The organism is Pseudomonas wadenswilerensis, from assembly GCF_024749185.1.
Lineage (GTDB): Bacteria > Pseudomonadota > Gammaproteobacteria > Pseudomonadales > Pseudomonadaceae > Aquipseudomonas > Aquipseudomonas wadenswilerensis.
Genome location: NZ_CP087191.1, coordinates 1,127,840 through 1,146,087 on the forward strand (window position 1 = coordinate 1,127,840; position 18,248 = coordinate 1,146,087).

Below are 18,248 nucleotides of genomic sequence, written 5' to 3' on the forward strand. Positions count from 1 at the left end.
GCCATGTTCTCGACCCTGCTTGCCCAATTACCTTTTACCGCCCTCGACTGGCTGCCGATCCTGCTGGGCATCGGCGCCGCCTATATCGTCTTCGGCATCGCCGGCTTCGGCACCGCACTGGTGGCCGGTCCCGTGCTGATCAACTTCATGCCGCTGTCGCGGATCATCCCCTTGCTGGTGTTGCTGGATTTTGTCGCCGCCTTCGGCAACTGGCTGCCGGCGCGCAAAGCGGTGGCGCGCCCGGAGCTGATGCGCCTGCTGCCGTGCATGGCGCTGGGTTGTACCCTGGGCGTGGTGTTTTTGCTCAACCTCAAGTCCGACCTGTTGCTGTTGTTGATGGGGTTGTTTATCAGCGCTTATGCCCTGTACAGCCTGGCGGTGAAGGTCAAGCCGGCGCAGCTGTCGGCCGCCTGGTCGGTGCCGATGGGAACGGTGGGCGGCCTGTTCGGTGCCTTGTTCGGCAGCGGCGGCTTTCTATATGCCCTCTACCTCAATGCCCGCCTGCCCTCCAAGGAGCAGGCGCGGGCCACCCAGAGCGCGTTGATCAGCTGCAGCACCGTGGTGCGCCTGAGCCTGTTCCTGATCGCCGGCGTGTATGCCGACCTGCCGCTGTTGCTGCTGGCGCTGTGCTTGTTGCCGATGATGGCCGTCGGGCTGTACCTGGGCCGGCGCCTGACCCTGAACATGTCACGCGACACCTTCGTACGCCTGGTCACCTGGTTGGTGCTGGCCAGCGGCATCGCCCTGATCGGCCGCTACCTGAGTGAGGTAAACTGGCACCTTTGAACCTGTTTGGCCGCTGTCATGACGACCCAGAGCATTATTGTCCCGAAGATTTCCACCGTCCCCGTGCATGAGCCCCGTGCCCGGGCAATCCTGCGCTGGCTGGTGCGCGAGAAGGTCATCGAGGAGCAACTGAGCACCTGTGGCAGCACCGGCAACCGCATGGCCTATGCCATCGCCGAAGGCGCGCGCAAGGTGGTCGAACGGCCGGAACTGCTGCCGTACGACCTGCCGGTCAATGGCCTTGAGGTCATTACCAAGCGCTGTATCTATACCCCGACCGAGGGCTTTCTTGAAGAAGCCGGCTGCGCTGAATGCCGCAAGGAAGTCGGCGTGGCGCTATTCGAAAGCCTGGAGGACTGGATGCCCGGGCGCACAGAAAACTTCGTTTGCCCGTTGTGCGGCCATGAAGATGACATCAACGGTTTTCTGTTCCTCCAGCCCTGCGCGTTTTCCAACCTCGGCTTCATCTTCAATAACTGGAGTGCGGCGGGGTTCACGCAGGCTTTTCTGGATAACTTCGCCGATTGGCTGGACCAACCGGTGGCCGTCGTGCAGGTAACCCGCGAAGGTAACTGACCGAAGGCCCATCTTGGCATTGAGCGAAGGGCACGGGATGAGTATAATGGCGCGCTTCCATTTTTCCCGCCCGGGAGCCCCCGCGATGCTGCGTATCAGCCAAGAAGCCCTGACCTTCGACGACATTCTCCTAGTGCCTGGTTATTCAGAGGTGCTACCCAATGAAGTCAGTCTCAAGACCCGTTTGACCCGTGGCATCGAGCTGAACATTCCGTTGGTTTCCGCCGCCATGGATACCGTGACCGAAGCCCGTCTGGCCATTGCCATGGCCCAGGAAGGCGGCATCGGCATCATCCACAAGAACATGACCATCGAGCAGCAAGCTGCCGAAGTGCGCAAGGTCAAGAAGTTCGAGGCTGGCGTGGTCAAGGACCCGATCACCATCGAGGCTGACGCCACGGTACGTGACCTGTTCGAGCTGACCCGCCTGCACAACATCTCCGGTGTACCGGTGCTCCACGATGGCGACCTGGTCGGTATCGTCACCTCCCGCGATGTGCGCTTCGAAAACCGTCTGGATGCCACCGTACGTGAAGTGATGACGCCCAAAGAGCGTCTGGTCACTGTCAGCGAAGGCGCCGACAAGAACGAAGCCCGCGAGCTGCTGCACAAGCACCGCATCGAGCGCGTGCTGATCGTCGACGAAAAATTCGCCCTCAAGGGCATGATGACCGTCAACGACATCGAAAAAGCCAAGGCCTACCCGCTGGCCAGCAAGGACGACCAGGGTCGCCTGCGTGTCGGTGCTGCGGTCGGTACCGGCAAAGACACCGGTGACCGCGTTGCGGCGCTGGTTGCCGCGGGCGTTGACGTGGTGGTGGTCGACACTGCTCACGGTCACTCCAAGGGCGTGATCGATCGCGTTCGCTGGGTCAAAGAGCACTTCCCGCAGGTTCAGGTCATCGGCGGCAACATCGCCACCGGCGCTGCCGCCAAGGCCCTGGCCGAAGCCGGTGCTGACGCGGTCAAGGTCGGTATCGGCCCAGGCTCGATCTGCACCACCCGTATCGTCGCCGGTGTCGGTGTGCCGCAGATCAGCGCCATCGCCAACGTCGCCGCCGCCCTCGAAGGCACGGGCATCCCGCTGATCGCCGACGGCGGCATCCGCTTCTCCGGTGACCTGTCCAAGGCCATCGTTGCTGGTGCTTCTGCGGTGATGATGGGTTCGATGTTCGCCGGTACCGAAGAGGCCCCGGGCGAGATCGAGCTGTTCCAGGGTCGTTCCTACAAGGCTTACCGCGGCATGGGCTCGCTGGGCGCCATGTCCCAGGCCCAGGGTTCTTCGGACCGTTACTTCCAGGACTCCTCGGCCGGTGCCGAGAAGCTGGTACCGGAAGGTATCGAAGGCCGCGTGCCGTACAAGGGCACCCTGACCGCGATCATCCACCAGCTGATGGGCGGCCTGCGTTCCTCGATGGGTTACACCGGCAGCGCCAACATCGAAGAGATGCGCACCAAGCCTGAATTCGTGCGCATCACCGGTGCCGGCATGGCCGAGTCCCACGTGCATGACGTTCAAATCACCAAAGAAGCGCCAAACTACCGCGTAGGTTGATGCTTCAGGCAACACTTGCTAGCGGGGCTGTTATCGACAGCCCCGCGTCGTTTCCGATTTCCACTGACGAGATTGAGTCATGGCCCTCGACATTCACGCTCACCGCATCCTGATCCTCGACTTCGGTTCCCAGTACACCCAGCTGATCGCCCGCCGTGTGCGCGAAATCGGCGTGTATTGCGAACTGCACCCGTTCGACATGGACGATGAAGCGATTCGCGAATTCGCCCCGCGCGGCATCATCCTCGCCGGCGGTCCCGAGTCCGTGCACGAAGCCGACAGCCCGCGCGCGCCACAGGCCGTCTGGGACCTGGGCGTACCGGTATTCGGTATCTGCTACGGCATGCAGACCATGGCCGAACAGCTGGGCGGCAAGGTTGAAGGCTCCGAGCTGCGTGAGTTCGGTTACGCCCGCGTCGACGTAGTCGGCAAGAGCCGCCTGCTCGACGGCATCGAAGACCACGTCGATGCCGACGGCGTCCTCGGCCTGGACGTGTGGATGAGCCACGGTGACAAGGTCACCCGCATCCCGGAAGAATTCCATATCCTGGCCAGCACCCCGAGCTGCCCGATCGCCGGCATGGCCGACGACACCCGCGGCTACTACGGCGTGCAGTTCCACCCGGAAGTGACCCACACCAAGCAGGGCGGTCGCATCCTCTCGCGCTTCATCCTCGACATCTGCGGCTGCGAAGCGCTGTGGACCCCGTCGCACATCGCTGAAGACGCCATCGCCCAGATTCGCGCCCAGGTTGGCAGCGACAACGTCCTGCTCGGCCTGTCCGGCGGCGTTGACTCCTCGGTAGTAGCTGCGCTGCTGCACAAGGCCATCGGCGACCAGCTGACCTGCGTGTTCGTCGACAACGGCCTGCTGCGCCTGCACGAAGGCGAGCAAGTGATGGCCATGTTCGCCGAGAACATGGGCGTCAAGGTAATCCGCGCCAATGCCGAAGAGCAGTTCCTGAGCAACCTGGCCGGCGAAGCTGACCCTGAGAAGAAGCGCAAGATCATCGGTCGCACCTTCATCGACGTATTCGATGCCGAGTCCACCAAGCTGCACAACATCAAGTACCTGGCCCAGGGCACCATCTACCCGGACGTGATCGAGTCGGCTGGCGCCAAGAGCGGCAAGGCCCACGTGATCAAGTCGCACCACAACGTTGGTGGCCTGCCGGAAGAGATGAACCTCAAGCTGGTCGAGCCGCTGCGTGAGCTGTTCAAGGATGAGGTTCGTCGTCTTGGCCTGGAGCTGGGCCTGCCGTACGACATGGTCTACCGTCACCCGTTCCCGGGCCCGGGCCTGGGTGTGCGCATCTTGGGTGAAGTGAAGAAGGAATACGCCGACCTGCTGCGTCGCGCCGACCACATCTTCATCGAAGAACTGCGCAAGGCCGACTGGTACCACAAGGTCAGCCAGGCCTTCGTGGTGTTCCAGCCGGTGAAATCGGTGGGCGTGGTTGGTGACGGCCGTCGTTACGCCTGGGTCGTGGCCCTGCGTGCGGTAGAGACCATCGACTTCATGACCGCGCGTTGGGCACACCTGCCTTACGAGCTGCTGGAAACCGTCAGCGGCCGGATCATCAACGAGATCGAAGGCATCTCCCGCGTCACCTACGACGTGTCGAGCAAGCCGCCAGCGACCATCGAGTGGGAATGATCCCGCCGGTTGCTTGAGAAAGCGCCATGTCCCCTCGGGGCATGGCGCTTTTTTTGTCGCGATAACTATCTAATGCCGCGGTTCAACGCTGTCTCGCACAGTGGGTCTCCCTTGTACCGGAGGCTAGCGTCATGAATGAAACACCGTTGTCCGTGTTATTGCACAACGACCTGTCAGCCATTGCCCTGCGGGTTGTGCAAGCCTTTCCCGATCTGCACAACGAGGCTCGTGAGGCTGCAAAAAGCTTGCTGCGCACCGAGGGTAACCTGATCGCAGATCCGGATCGCATCTACTGGCACCGTTTCTCTGGAGCGGCCAGTAGCAGCAGAACCTTTACAGGTTGGGAGCATTACGGCACGCCCGTTCAATCCATGACCCTGACTGAGCTGGTGATGCGCCGCTTTCGCGTCAGTGATCAGGACAACGCCGATCTACTGCTCCTGTACGGCGGTTTCTACACCGAGGGGCCCGGAGCACGACGGTTCGATGAAACCAACGAAGTACGCCTGGATCCACAGAAGGTGCTCAATGCCCTGTGGCAACTGGACTTCGGCGCGGCTTTCCTGCGACGCAGGACGGCATTCTGGAGCGATCACGGCGCTGACGTTCGCACACTGAGCAAGCTCAACTACCTGTCCGAAGCCCTGCAGGCGGGCTTGAGCGGGCAACTGAACGAACAGCAGTTGCAACTGGTGTTCGATGCCGTCGGTTTCGACAGCAGTGTCATGCCGCAATTACGGCATTTTGACCAGGCGAAGCCGCCCGCCGCCGGGATTCATATCGCGACACTGAGCCTGGCCGGGCAGCTGTCAACTGATGTGATCTGGTTGCAGGGGGCGGGCGGTCAGCATGTGCTCTATTTGCCCGGTGCGACGCCGTCCTTTCAGGGGTTCAGCCGCCAGCAAGAGGTGGCCGGGTGGTTGTTCGGCTGGCTGCAGGCGCCTGCCAGCAGCGAGCAGCTGTTGGTGTATTTCTCCGGTGATCCGCAGCAGAGGCAGCGCGATCAATTCGACAGTTGGGCGAAGGGTAGTCTCCAGGCCTTTGCCAGCCAGGTTCAGCGTGTGCCGATCACAGGGGAGGTTTTCACCTGGATGCGCGACAACGCCAAGCGGCACATGGAGGCTGAAACCGATGCCGCCTTGCGCACCAATGCCGAGCTGCGTGCGCAGTTGTGGGTGGGCTACCTGGGCGTGGCCTCGCGCCTGCTCGGTGCCGTGGCGCCTGCCGGCTGGCCGTTGGCACTGCTGGCGGTGGCTGTAGGTACTGCGAGCCTTGCATTGAACGTCGAGCAGGCGGTCGATGGCGACAACCCCGAAGAACGTCGGGCGGGCTTGCTCGGGGCCATCCTTGCCGGGGTCGACCTGCTGCTCAACCTGCCGTTTCTGTTGCCGCTGGGGCGTGGTGCGGCGCAAGAGCTGGGTCAGCTTGAAGGCAATGAGATCATCGATGAACCAGCAGCTACCAGCGGCCTTGTGCAAGGTGTCAGTACTTTGGCTGATGGTGCCCAGTACATCGAGCTCGAGGGCGTACCCTACCGGGTTCGCTATGACCAGGCCTTGCGTACCTGGTTGATTGTTCCTGAAGACAATCCGTTTGCCTTCAATGGCGTAATACCCGTGCGCCTGGACGAGCAGGGGCAGTGGATCGTGCTCGAGTCCGCCTGTTTGCGCGGGGGCGGCCAGTGCCTGGGAGGGCTGACGCCCGAGCCGGCGGCCGCAATGGTGGATTATTCGCCCTTCGAGGCTGTACCAGGGCGCTATGAAGTCCCCGAACCGGCCCGGCCTGCGGTGCTGGAACTGGTCAGTGCGAGTAATCGGCGGGCGATCGGCGGTGATTACTACGACCCGGAGTCGCCGCTGATGGAAGTGCGCGATAGCCTGGAGCAGATTCGGCAGCAATTGCGCACCGATGCCGAGACTTTCTTCACCCGGATAACCCTGCCCAGGTTCAGGATTCACCCGCCAGCGGCCTCGATCAGCCCGCAGCGGGCATTCATCGAATTGTTCGACGAGCACGCCGGCGTGGTCATTGGCGAATCGCACGACTCGATCGCCAGCAAGCGTTGGCTGCTGGAAAACCTCACGCCGATGTATGCCAAAGGCGTACGCACGCTTTATCTCGAGCACCTGATGACGGATCTGCACCAGGCGGACCTGGACCTGTTCCATCGCAGCGGGCGCATGAGTGCGCAATTGCGGCGCTATCTGGAGCGGCTGGATGTCGGGCAGCGCACCGATACCACCGGGCGGTACAGCTTCCTGGAACTGGTTAGAAAAGCCCGGGCCAACGATATCAGGGTACAGGCTGTGGATTGTGTCGCGAGCTATCAACTGGAGGGCCTTGAGGTCGAGCACCCGGGCAATCCGTTACGGCAGAAGGTCATGAACTACTATGCCAGCGGGATTGTTTCCGCCGGGCAAGCCGAGACTGGCGCAGGCAAATGGGTGGCCTTGGTCGGCAACACCCACAGCAATTTTTACAAGCGCGTGCCGGGTCTGGCGGAGCTGCAAGGGGTGCCGGGCTTGCGTCTGGTCGATGCCGGGCCGGGACAGGCGACCGGTATCACCCTGGATGCAGGTGAATACTATTTACCGAGCATGGGCAACCCCGACGGTATCGTACAGGGGGACTTGCGCCTGGCACTGCAGACGCAGGATCAGCCTGTTGCGTTTCGTGACGCCATTACTGCCCCGCCAGGCGTGATAAGGCCTGGAAGCTAGGCCCTGCGGCAACTCTTCACTTAATCTTTCTCAATTGCAGGTGTATCGTATTCGCCCTTCATCGCCGGTCCCTTGGCGCTTTTCAGCCCGGTACCGGCATGTTGTTCCTGGCATTACGAGGTACCTGCTGCATGTCCTTTACCCGGCGACAAATACTCGGTGGCCTGACCGGCCTGGTGGCGATTGGCCTGGGCGCCGGTGGCGCGTCCCGGTACTGGCTGGGGCGTACCGATCCGAACGCCGGGCATGACTACGAGCTGATCGCCGCGCCGCTGGATGTCGAGCTGGTCTCCGGATTCAAGACCGAGGCCTGGGCCTTCGGCCCGTCGGCGCCGGGCACCGAGCTGCGGGTGCGCCAGGGCGAATGGCTGCGGGTACGCTTCATCAACCACCTGCCGGTGGCCACCACCATTCACTGGCATGGCATCCGTCTGCCGCTGGAGATGGACGGCGTACCCTATGTCTCGCAACTGCCGGTGTTGCCGGGGGAGTACTTCGACTACAAGTTCCGCGTGCCGGATGCCGGCAGCTACTGGTACCACCCGCACGTCAACAGTTCCGAAGAGCTCGGCCGCGGCCTGGTCGGTCCGCTGATCGTCGAGGAACGTGAACCCACCGGCTTCAAGCACGAGCGCACCCTGAGCCTGAAGAACTGGCATGTGGACGAGCAGGGCACTTACCTGCCCTTCAGCATCCCGCGCGAGGCTGCCCGAGGTGGCACCGCTGGCCGGCTGATCACCATCAATGGCCAGGCCAACGCCGTGGTCGACATGCCTGCCGGGCAGATCGTGCGGGTGCGCCTGCTCAACCTCGACAACACCCTGACCTACCGTATCAACCTCAAAGGCAACTTCGAGGCCCGGGTTTATGCGCTGGACGGCAATCCCATCACTCCGCGCCCGCTGGGCAAGGACTACTGGTTGGGCCCGGGCATGCGTATCTGCCTGGCGATCAAGATGCCGCCGGCCGGTGAAGAGTTGTCGCTGCGCGATGGCCCGGTGCGCCTGGGCACCCTGCGTTCGGTGGCCAGCAGCGAAGCTCCGGGCGACTGGCCACCGGCGCTGCCGGCCAACCCGATTGCCGAACCGGACCTGGCCAACGCCGAGAAGCTCAACTTCAATTTCGAGTGGGTCGGTTCGGTCTCGGTCAACACCGACAACGGCAAGCCACCGAGCCTCTGGCAGATCAACGGCAAGGCCTGGGACATCACCGACAAGACCTGCGCCGACCGGCCGATCGCCACGCTGCAAAAGGGCAAGAGCTACATCTTCGAGCTGAAGAACATGACCCAGTATCAGCACCCGATTCACCTGCACGGCATGAGTGTCAAGGTGATCGGCTCGAACAAGCGCAAGGTCGAGCCCTATTTCACCGACACCTACCTGCTGGGCAAGAACGAGCGCGCGCGGGTGGCGCTGGTGGCCGATAACCCGGGGACCTGGATGTTCCACTGCCACGTGATCGACCATATGGAAACCGGCCTGATGGCCGCGATCGAGGTGGCGTGATGCGCCAACCGCAAATCATCGATCGCAGCCGCGATCAGGAATTCATGCGCCTGGCGCTTGAGCTGGCGGCGCAAGGCGCGGCCATGGGCGAAGTGCCTGTCGGCGCGGTGCTGGTCCAGCATGGCCAGGTGATTGGCCGTGGCTTCAACTGTCCGATCAGCGGCAGCGATCCCAGCGCCCATGCCGAGATGGTCGCCATCCGTGCCGCCGCCCAGGCAGCGAGCAACTACCGGCTGCCGGGCAGTACCCTGTACGTGACGCTGGAGCCGTGCAGCATGTGCGCCGGGCTGATCGTTCATTCGCGGATCAACCGGGTGGTGTACGGCGCGCTGGAGCCCAAGGCGGGCGTGGTGCAGAGCCAGGGGCAGTTCTTTAGCCAGGGCTTTCTGAATCACCGGGTGCTATTCGAGGGGGGCGTGCTGGCAGAGGAGTGCGGAACGATTCTGTCCGAGTTCTTCAAGGCGCGGCGGGCGAAGGCCTGAGCCCATCGCCGGCAACGCCGGCTTGTGTCTTGAGGTAGGAATAGAATCAGAAGTGAGAGCGGTGAATGGCAAGCTGTACGCCGGTAGTGCTTAAAGCACGTGTGGGAGCAAAGCTGCCATTCACCTCTCCACTCTGGCCCGAGCCCGAACAGTTGATTGAGCGCCTCTCGAATCACAAGCGTGGGCCAAGCCAGAGCGCTCTCACAACTGAGTGTAAGAGGGTTCAGCCATGTTGTCTTCTGTTGGAATCGACACTGCCAAAGCCACTTTGGAAATCTGCATCAAACCTCAGAAAATCCGCTTCGAAGTGGCCAACAACTCCGCAGGCTTCGAGGCGTTGCTTGAGCGTCTGAAGGACTTCAAGATCAGTCGAGTGCTGATCGAAGCGACAGGCGGCTACGAGAAAGATGTGTTGATCGCCCTGGCCTCAGCAGGACTGGAAACCATCTGCATCAACCCAGCCCGTGCCCGGAAATTCGCCGATGCCATGGGTAAAAAAGCCAAAACCGACAAGATCGACGCCGAAGTCCTTGCGGACTTCGCTGCACACCTCAGCGTTCCTCAAAGCCAACCGATCAGCCCGGAACGCGAAGAGCTGCGCGAGTTGGTGAAGCAGCGCGCCCAATTTGTGCAGAGCCGTGATGACTACAAACGGCGTCGCCTGCAATGCCGCTCGGCAATGGCGATGGCCCACTTTGATGAGCACATAGAACACCTGAAAGTGCTGATCAAACGCCTCGACGAAGAAATTGACCAGGCGATGGTGCAACTGGACGATACCAGGGCGAGTCAGTTGTTGGCGGTGAGCGGAATCGGTCGGGTAACCGCCGCAAATCTGCTCGCCTCACTGCCTGAACTGGGGCAGTTGGACCGCCGTCAGATCGCCGCGCTGGTGGGCGTAGCGCCTTACAACAACGATAGTGGTAGCCATCGAGGGCACCGCCAGATATGGGGTGGTCGGGCCCATGTAAGGCGAGTGCTGTACATGTCGAGCTGGATCATCATCCGTCACAACACAGAATTTAAAGCACGCTACGAAGCACTTCGGGCACGTGGCAAGTGCGCCAAGGTGGCACTCGTAGCTTGCATGCGGGTGCTGATCGTCAGGCTGAATGCAATGCTGCGGGACAATACCCCTTGGCGAGTGCAAACAGCCTGATCAAGACAGTTGCTCCCACAGGTCCGGCCTATGCACAAATCCATTGTGGGAGCCGGCCTTGCCGGCGATGGGGCGCGCAGCGGCCCCCAGTCTCACAACGGCGGGGTCTGCTCGCTCGGCTTAGTCTTGTTCACGCCCGGCACATGCAGGTTGCTATCGGCCACCTGGCTGCCTTCAAGCTGCGGCTGGGTTACCCAGGTGAGAATGTCGTAGTAGCGGCGGATGTTGGCGACGAAGTGCACCGGCTCGCCGCCGCGGGCATAACCGTAGCGGGTCTTGCTGTACCACTGCTTCTGCGACAGGCGCGGCAGCATCTTCTTCACGTCCAGCCACTTGTTCGGGTTCAGGCCCTCGCGCTTGGCCAGCTTGCGCGCATCGTCCAGGTGGCCGCTGCCGACGTTGTAGGCGGCCAGGGCGAACCAGGTGCGGTCCGGCTCCTCGATACTGTCATCCAGCTCGGATTTGACGTACATGAAGTACTTGGCGCCGCCGCGGATGCTTTGCACCGGGTCCAGCCGGTTGGACACGCCCATGGCCTGGGCGGTGCGCTGGGTCAGCATCATCAGGCCGCGTACGCCGGTCTTGGAAGTGACCTCGGCCTGCCACATGGACTCCTGGTAGCCGATCGCAGCCAGCAGGCGCCAGTCGACCTGTTCCTTCTTGGCCGAGGCCTGGAAGGCTTTCTCGTAGCGTGGCAGGCGCTGCTGCAGGTGCTGGGCAAAGGTATAGGCGCCTACGTAACCCAGTACATCGACGTGCCCGTAGTAGCGATCTTTCAGACGCTGCAAGGTGCCATTCTTCTGCACCTTGTCGAGAAACTCGTTGATTTCGTTGAGCAGGCTGTTGTCTTCGCCGGCGGCCACGGCCCAGCGCTGGTCGCGGGCGTCACCGAGGTCGAAGGCCACCCGTACCTTGGGGAAGTAGACCTGGTTCATCGCCAGCTCGTTGGAGTCGACCAGAGTCAGGTCGACCTGCCCTTCATCGACCATGCGCAGCAGGTCGACCACTTCAACGGCGTCAGATTCTTCGTATTCGAGCGCCGGATACTGCTTTTTCAGCTCGGCCATCTGCTCGGCGTGGGTGCTGCCCTTGAGCACCATGATCTTCTTGCCGACCAGGTCCTTGGCGTCAGTGGGCCGTGGGCGGCCGTTGCGGTAGATGATCTGCGGGGTGACTTCCAGGTACGGGTGGGAAAAACGCACCTGCGATTTGCGCTGTTCGCTGCTGACCAGGCCCGCTGCCGCCAGCACCGGGCCGGAAGGCTGGCCGAGCTGGTTGAACAGGTCGTCGAGGTTGTCGGCGGTCTCGATCTTCAGCTCCACGCCCAGATCGTCGGCGAAACGCTTGACCAGCTCGTACTCGAAGCCGGTTTCGCCGTTGCGGTCCTGGAAGTAGGTGGCCGGGCTGTTGCGGGTAATCACGCGCAGCACGCCGTCCTCCTTGACGCGCTCGAGGGTGCTGGGTTTTTCAACACAGGCACCGAGCATCAGGAAGAGTCCGGTTGCGATGAGCCATCTGGCGCACCGCTGGCGCAAAGCGGTTTGGGCGAACATAGGTTGCAGTATACGCAAAGGACCGGTTGCGCCATATCTCGACAACGGTTTGCTTGTCTGCTAGCGATCTTTGCGTTTAGGGCGAAATGCAGGTCGAAATGGGTGGTTTTTTTTGACCCCCGAGTCCGCTTTGCCGGGCCGACATGCGGAGGTGTCGCAATGGCGTGTTTCGGGTGCCGGAAGCGCTGGAATTAGGCTAGAATGCACGGCCTCTAAGCACACCCCCTTCCTGAGGCTGTCCCGACGATGTTGATCCTGCGCGGCGCTCCTGCCCTTTCTGCCTTTCGCCACGGTAAGTTAATCGAGCAACTGAGCCAGAAAGTCCCCGCTGTTAGTGGTTTGTATGCTGAATTCACGCATTTCGCCGAGGTTGACGGCGATCTGAGTGCCGACCAACAGCAAGTGCTCGCGCGCCTGCTCAAGTACGGCCCGAGCGTACCGGTCCAGGAGCCGAGCGGCCGCCTGTTCCTGGTGGTTCCGCGTTTCGGCACCATCTCGCCCTGGTCGAGCAAGGCCAGCGACATCGCCCACAACTGCGGCCTGGAAAACATCCAGCGCCTGGAGCGGGGCATTGCCTACTACGTCAGCGGTGAGCTGAGCGACGCCGATGCCGCCGTCGTTGCCGACATCCTGCACGATCGCATGACCCAACTGGTGCTGAGCAAGCTCGAAGGGGCCGCCGGCCTGTTCAGCCACGCCCAGCCCAAGCCGCTGACCGCCGTCGACATCCTCGGTGGTGGCCGCGCCGCCCTGGAAAAAGCCAACGTCGAGCTGGGCCTGGCCCTGGCCGAAGACGAGATCGACTACCTGGTTACCAGCTTCCAGGGCCTCAAGCGCAACCCGCACGACATCGAACTGATGATGTTCGCCCAGGCCAACTCCGAGCACTGCCGCCACAAGATCTTCAACGCCAGTTGGGATATCGACGGCCAGAGCCAGGAAAAAAGCCTGTTCGGCATGATCAAGAACACCTACCAGATGCACAGCGAAGGCGTGCTGTCCGCTTACAAGGACAACGCCTCGGTGATCGTCGGTTCCGTGGCCGGGCGCTTCTTCCCGAACCCTGAAACCCGCCAGTACGGCGCGGTGCAGGAGCCGGTGCATATCCTGATGAAGGTCGAGACCCACAACCACCCGACCGCCATCTCGCCGTTCTCCGGCGCCTCCACCGGTTCCGGTGGCGAAATCCGTGACGAAGGCGCTACCGGCCGCGGTGCCAAGCCCAAGGCTGGCCTGACCGGTTTCACCGTCTCCAACCTGCGCATCCCGGGCTTTGAACAGCCATGGGAAAAGGCCTATGGCAAGCCGGACCGTATCGTCAACGCCCTCGACATCATGGTCGAAGGCCCGCTGGGCGGCGCCGCGTTCAACAACGAATTCGGCCGTCCGGCCCTGACCGGCTACTTCCGTACCTTCGAGCAGTCGATCAATACCCCGCACGGTGAAGAAGTGCGCGGTTATCACAAGCCGATCATGCTGGCTGGTGGCTTGGGCAACATCCGCGAAGATCACGTACAGAAGGCTGAAATCACCGTCGGCGCCAAGCTGATCGTGCTCGGTGGCCCGGCCATGCTGATCGGTCTGGGTGGCGGCGCGGCTTCGTCGGTCGATACCGGCGCCAGCTCCGCTGACCTGGACTTCGCCTCGGTGCAGCGCGAGAACCCGGAAATGGAACGCCGCTGCCAGGAGGTCATCGACCGCTGCTGGCAGCTGGGCGACAAGAACCCGATCGCCTTCATCCATGACGTCGGCGCGGGCGGTATTTCCAACGCCTTCCCGGAGCTGGTCAACGACGGTGGCCGTGGTGGCCGCTTCGAACTGCGCAACGTGCCCAACGACGAGCCGGGCATGGCCCCGCACGAGATCTGGAGCAACGAATCCCAGGAACGTTACGTCCTGGCGGTGAGCGCAGGCGACTTCGAGCGCTTCCAGGCCATCTGCGAGCGTGAGCGCTGCCCGTTCGCGGTCGTCGGCGAGGCCACCGCAGAGCCGCACCTGACCGTTACCGACAGCCATTTCGGCAACACCCCGGTGGACATGCCGCTCGACGTGCTGCTCGGCAAGCCGCCGCGCATGCACCGTTCGGTGACTCGCGAAGCGGAGCTGGGCGATGACTTCGACCCAAGCACCCTGGAACTGAACGACTCGGTCGAGCGCGTACTGCGTCACCCAGCCGTCGCCAGCAAGAGCTTCCTGATCACCATCGGCGACCGCACCATTACCGGCCTGGTTGCCCGCGACCAGATGGTCGGGCCGTGGCAGGTACCGGTGGCCGATTGCGCCGTCACCGCCACCAGCTTCGACGTCTACACCGGTGAAGCCATGGCCATGGGCGAGCGCACCCCGCTGGCCCTGCTCGACGCTCCGGCGTCCGGGCGCATGGCAATCGGCGAGACCCTGACCAACCTGGCTGCCGCGCATATCGGCAAACTGTCCGACATCAAGCTGTCGGCCAACTGGATGTCGGCTGCCGGCCACCCGGGTGAAGATGCCCGCCTGTACGACACCGTCAAGGCTGTCGGCATGGAACTGTGCCCTGAGCTGGGCCTGACCATTCCGGTGGGCAAGGACTCCATGTCGATGAAGACCAAGTGGAGCGAGGAGGGCGCTGAGAAGAGCGTCACTTCGCCGATGTCGCTGATCGTCAGCGGCTTCGCCCCGGTGCTCGACGTGCGCAAGACCCTGACCCCGCAACTGCGCATGGACAAGGGCGAGACCGACCTGATCCTGATCGACCTGGGCCGTGGCAAGAACCGCATGGGCGCCTCGATCCTGGCCCAGACCCACGGCAAGCTGGCCGCAGTGGCACCGGACGTCGACGACGCCGAAGACCTCAAGGCCTTCTTCGCTGTGATCCAGGGCCTGAACGCCGACGGTCACCTGCTGGCCTACCACGACCGTTCCGACGGTGGCCTGCTGACCACCGCGCTGGAAATGGCCTTCGCCGGCCACTGCGGCCTGGACCTGGAACTGGACACCCTGACCAGCAAGCGCGAGAAAATCGCCGCCATCCTCTTCAACGAAGAGCTGGGTGCGGTGATCCAGGTGCGTCAGGACGCAACGCCGGACGTGCTGGCCCAGTTCAGTGCTGCTGGCCTGGGTGAAGACTGCGTCGCGGTGATCGGTCAGCCGATCAACAACGGCGAAGTGCTGATCAAGCTGGCCGGTGAAGAGCTGTTCAAGGGCGACCGTCGTCTGCTGCAACGCCAGTGGGCCGAGACCAGCTACCAGATCCAGCGCCTGCGCGACAACGCCGACTGCGCCGATCAAGAGTTCGACGTACTGCTGGAAGAAGACAACCCGGGCCTGAGCGTCAAGCTTGGCTTTGACGTCAACCAGGACATCGCCGCGCCGTACATCAAGAAGGGCGTGCGCCCGCAGGTAGCAGTGCTGCGCGAGCAGGGCGTCAACGGCCAGGTCGAGATGGCGGCAGCCTTCGACCGCGCCGGCTTCAACGCCATCGACGTGCACATGAGCGATATCCTCGCCGGTCGCGTTGACCTCAACGACTTCAAGGGCCTGGTGGCCTGCGGCGGCTTCTCCTACGGTGACGTTCTCGGCGCCGGTGAAGGCTGGGCCAAGTCGGCGCTGTTCAACGCCCGTGCCCGTGATGCCTTCCAGGGCTTCTTCGAGCGTACCGACAGCTTCACCCTGGGTGTGTGCAACGGTTGCCAGATGATGTCCAACCTGCACGAACTGGTTCCGGGTAGCGAGTTCTGGCCGCACTTCGTGCGTAACCGTTCCGAGCAGTTCGAAGCCCGAGTGGCCATGGTCGAAGTGCAGAAGTCGAACTCGATCTTCCTGCAGGGCATGGCCGGTTCGCGCATGCCGATTGCCATCGCCCACGGTGAAGGCCATGCCGAATTCGCCAGCGAAGAAGCCCTGCTCGAAGCCGACCTGTCCGGTTGCGTGGCCCTGCGCTTCGTCGACAACCACGGCAAGGTCACCGAGAGCTACCCGGCCAACCCGAACGGCTCGCCGCGCGGGATCACCGGCCTGACCAGCCGCGACGGTCGCGTCACCATCATGATGCCGCACCCTGAGCGGGTCTTCCGTGCCGTGCAGAACTCCTGGCGTCCGGATGACTGGAACGAAGACGCGGCGTGGATGCGCATGTTCCGCAACGCCCGGGTGTGGGTGAACTAAGGGTGTACAAGCTCGCCTTCTTCGTCCCGCCTAGCCATGTGGAGGTGGTCAAGGCTGCTGTGTTCGCCGCTGGCGGCGGGCGCATCGGCGACTACGATTGCTGCGCCTGGCAGGTGCTGGGCCAGGGCCAGTTCCGCCCGCTGGACGGCAGCCAGCCGTTCCTCGGGCAGACCGGCGTGGTCGAGCAGGTCGAAGAATGGCGGGTCGAGCTGGTGGTGGCCGACCAGTTGATTGGCTCGGTGGTCGCTGCGCTAAAGCTCAGTCATCCCTATGAAACCCCGGCTTATGAGGTCTGGCAGCTAGCGGACTTCTAAGGGCTGAAAAAAAGCCGCGACCTGTGATCGGGTCGCGGCTTTTTTGTGTCTGCTCGGGCCTCATCGCGGGTCAAGCCCGCTCCCACAGTGGGAGCGGGCTTGACCCGCGATGCTTTTCAGCCCTGCAACGCCTGGCTCAAGGCAGCAGCACGCTTGCCCATCAACAGATGCCAGGTGCCATCCGTCAGCGGACTGACCCCCTGGCACCCCAGCGCCAGCAGGCGCTCGCGTGCCACCTTGCGCGCATCCTTGAACTCGATGCGCACGCGGGTCAGGGCCACGCACTCCACCTTCAGCAGATTATCCTTGCCGCCCAGGGCGCTGAGCCAACCGTCAGCGGCCATGGTTTCTGTCGCCTCGTTTTTCGCTTGTGGCTGCTCAGCAGTGTTCGCCAGGGCATGTGGCAACTGGTTGCGAATCTCGTCGGCAATGGTATCGGCCAGCGGTCCGACCACCACCTGCAGGCTGCCACCGGAACCCGGCCGCACTACGGCCATGGCGCCGAGAGTTTTCAGCACGGCATCCTGAGCCAGGCTACGGTCTTTAAGCAGCAGGCGCAGACGGGTGGTGCAGGCGTCCACCGAGAGCAGGTTTGCGCCGCCGCCAAGGGCATCGATGTAGCGCTTGCCGCGTGGCGCGCTGCTGTCTGGGGCCGGCGCTTCTTCGCTGGGCTGATCTTCACGGCCCGGGGTTTTCAGATCGAAGCGGCGGATACAGAAGTCGAAAACAAAGTAGTACACCAGCGCATACAAAAGCCCTACCGGGAACACCATCCAGCCATTGGTTGAACGGCCCCAGCCCAGGGCCATGTCGATGGCGCCACCGGAGAAGGTAAAGCCCAGGCGGATGTTGAGCAGGTCGCAGAGTGCCATGGCCAGGCCGGTGAGGACGGCGTGGATCAGGTAAAGCATCGGCGCAAGGAACATGAAGGCGAACTCGACAGGCTCGGTGACCCCGGTCAGCGCCGAGGTCAGGGCCATCGACAGGAGGATGCCGCCGATCAGCTTGCGCCGCGCCGGCAGGGCATGGCGGTACATGGCCAGGCACGCAGCGGGCAGGCCGAAGATCATCATCGGGAACATCCCGGCCAGGAACTGGCCGGCCCGGGGATCACCGGCGAAATAGCGGCTGATGTCGCCGGTCACGGTCAGGCCATTGGCACCCTCGAAACTCCCGAAGACGAACCACACCAGATTGTTGAGGATATGGTGCAGGCCGGTGACGATCAGCAGGCGGTTAAGCACGCCAAAGAAGAACGCGCCGATGCTTCCGCTGTCGAGCAGCAACTGGCCCAGGCTGTTGATGCCGTTCTGCAGCGGCGGCCAGATCAAGCCGAACAGCAAGCCCAGGCCAACGGCTGAAAGGCCGGTGGCAATCGGCACGAAACGCCGGCCACCGAAGAAGGCCAGGTACTCGGGCAGCTGGATGTCCTTGAAACGGTTGTACAGCGCGCCGCCGAGCAGTCCTACGATAATCCCGGCGAGCATGCCCATGTCGATGTGCGGGTCGATCACCTTGAGTGTCGACACCAGCACCAGGTAGCCGATGGCCCCGGCCAGGCCCGCCGTACCGTTGTTGTCACGGGCAAAGCCGACGGCGATGCCGATGGCGAAGATCAGCGCCAGGTTGGCGAAGATTGCATTGCCGGCGTCGTGGATCAGGGCGATGTCCAACAGGTCGGTGTCGCCCAGGCGCAGCAGCAGGCCGGCAATCGGCAAGATGGCGATGGGCAGCATGAGGGCGCGGCCGAGCCGTTGCAGGCCCTGAATGAAGTGCTGGTACATGGTGCGCT

General features: G+C 62.9%; 12 protein-coding genes. 10 read left to right on the forward strand and 2 right to left on the reverse strand.

Going from position 1 to position 18,248, the window contains the following annotated elements:
• Positions 1–3: 3 nt before the first annotated feature.
• From LOY45_RS05150 to LOY45_RS05185, 8 genes are all read left to right on the forward strand, one after another.
• Positions 4–786, forward strand: coding sequence for a sulfite exporter TauE/SafE family protein (locus LOY45_RS05150; protein ID WP_258578824.1), 783 nt, complete (start codon positions 4–6; stop codon positions 784–786).
• Between the two features lie 18 nt (positions 787–804).
• Complete coding sequence (locus LOY45_RS05155) at positions 805–1,362, forward strand: sugar ABC transporter ATPase (protein ID WP_115088528.1); 558 nt, start codon at positions 805–807, stop codon at positions 1,360–1,362.
• A gap of 85 nt (positions 1,363–1,447) precedes the next feature.
• Positions 1,448–2,917 (forward strand): IMP dehydrogenase, encoded by a 1,470-nt coding sequence (gene guaB, locus LOY45_RS05160; protein ID WP_115088527.1) that lies wholly within the window; start codon positions 1,448–1,450, stop codon positions 2,915–2,917.
• A 79-nt stretch (positions 2,918–2,996) separates the two neighbouring features.
• Positions 2,997–4,574, forward strand: a complete 1,578-nt coding sequence (guaA, locus tag LOY45_RS05165; RefSeq protein WP_115088526.1) for a glutamine-hydrolyzing GMP synthase — start codon at positions 2,997–2,999, stop codon at positions 4,572–4,574.
• A 131-nt stretch (positions 4,575–4,705) separates the two neighbouring features.
• Positions 4,706–7,294 carry a membrane-targeted effector domain-containing toxin gene (locus LOY45_RS05170; RefSeq protein ID WP_258578825.1) on the forward strand — a complete coding sequence of 863 codons (2,589 nt, stop codon included), beginning with the start codon at positions 4,706–4,708 and terminating at the stop codon, positions 7,292–7,294.
• A gap of 131 nt (positions 7,295–7,425) precedes the next feature.
• Complete coding sequence (locus LOY45_RS05175; RefSeq protein ID WP_258578826.1) at positions 7,426–8,802, forward strand: multicopper oxidase family protein; 1,377 nt, start codon at positions 7,426–7,428, stop codon at positions 8,800–8,802.
• Positions 8,802–9,284, forward strand: coding sequence for a tRNA adenosine(34) deaminase TadA (gene tadA, locus LOY45_RS05180; RefSeq protein WP_115088523.1), 483 nt, complete (start codon positions 8,802–8,804; stop codon positions 9,282–9,284). Before LOY45_RS05175 ends, tadA begins: the two co-directional genes overlap by 1 nt.
• A 229-nt stretch (positions 9,285–9,513) precedes the next feature.
• Positions 9,514–10,443: an IS110 family RNA-guided transposase gene (locus LOY45_RS05185; RefSeq protein WP_258578010.1), complete on the forward strand. Its 930-nt coding sequence runs from the start codon at positions 9,514–9,516 to the stop codon at positions 10,441–10,443.
• A gap of 92 nt (positions 10,444–10,535) precedes the next feature.
• On the opposite strand, the gene mltF is transcribed toward LOY45_RS05185, so the two are convergent.
• Complete coding sequence (gene mltF / locus LOY45_RS05190) at positions 10,536–11,996, reverse strand: membrane-bound lytic murein transglycosylase MltF (RefSeq protein ID WP_115088491.1); 1,461 nt, start codon at positions 11,994–11,996, stop codon at positions 10,536–10,538.
• A gap of 246 nt (positions 11,997–12,242) precedes the next feature.
• Here mltF and purL point away from each other — a divergent pair, with 246 nt between their 5' ends.
• Both purL and LOY45_RS05200 read left to right on the forward strand, forming a co-directional pair.
• Positions 12,243–16,142, forward strand: a complete 3,900-nt coding sequence (gene purL / locus LOY45_RS05195; protein ID WP_134064104.1) for a phosphoribosylformylglycinamidine synthase — start codon at positions 12,243–12,245, stop codon at positions 16,140–16,142.
• Between the two features lie 2 nt (positions 16,143–16,144).
• Positions 16,145–16,456, forward strand: coding sequence for a YqfO family protein (locus LOY45_RS05200; RefSeq protein WP_134064158.1), 312 nt, complete (start codon positions 16,145–16,147; stop codon positions 16,454–16,456).
• A 116-nt stretch (positions 16,457–16,572) separates the two neighbouring features.
• On the opposite strand, the gene nagE is transcribed toward LOY45_RS05200, so the two are convergent.
• Complete coding sequence (gene nagE, locus LOY45_RS05205) at positions 16,573–18,240, reverse strand: N-acetylglucosamine-specific PTS transporter subunit IIBC (protein WP_258578827.1); 1,668 nt, start codon at positions 18,238–18,240, stop codon at positions 16,573–16,575.
• Between the last annotated feature and the right edge of the window lie 8 nt (positions 18,241–18,248).

Bases quoted from the DNA above. Each gene is read 5' to 3' on its own strand.
- LOY45_RS05175 (WP_258578826.1), top strand. From the start codon at position 7,426: ATGTCCTTTACCCGGCGACAAATACTCGGTGGCCTGACCGGCCTGGTG.
- guaB (WP_115088527.1), top strand. From the start codon at position 1,448: ATGCTGCGTATCAGCCAAGAAGCCCTGACCTTCGACGACATTCTCCTA.
- guaA (WP_115088526.1), top strand. From the start codon at position 2,997: ATGGCCCTCGACATTCACGCTCACCGCATCCTGATCCTCGACTTCGGT.
- mltF (WP_115088491.1), bottom strand. From the start codon at position 11,996: ATGTTCGCCCAAACCGCTTTGCGCCAGCGGTGCGCCAGATGGCTCATC.
- LOY45_RS05150 (WP_258578824.1), top strand. From the start codon at position 4: ATGTTCTCGACCCTGCTTGCCCAATTACCTTTTACCGCCCTCGACTGG.
- tadA (WP_115088523.1), top strand. From the start codon at position 8,802: ATGCGCCAACCGCAAATCATCGATCGCAGCCGCGATCAGGAATTCATG.
- nagE (WP_258578827.1), bottom strand. From the start codon at position 18,240: ATGTACCAGCACTTCATTCAGGGCCTGCAACGGCTCGGCCGCGCCCTC.
- LOY45_RS05170 (WP_258578825.1), top strand. From the start codon at position 4,706: ATGAATGAAACACCGTTGTCCGTGTTATTGCACAACGACCTGTCAGCC.
- LOY45_RS05185 (WP_258578010.1), top strand. From the start codon at position 9,514: ATGTTGTCTTCTGTTGGAATCGACACTGCCAAAGCCACTTTGGAAATC.
- purL (WP_134064104.1), top strand. From the start codon at position 12,243: ATGTTGATCCTGCGCGGCGCTCCTGCCCTTTCTGCCTTTCGCCACGGT.
- LOY45_RS05155 (WP_115088528.1), top strand. From the start codon at position 805: ATGACGACCCAGAGCATTATTGTCCCGAAGATTTCCACCGTCCCCGTG.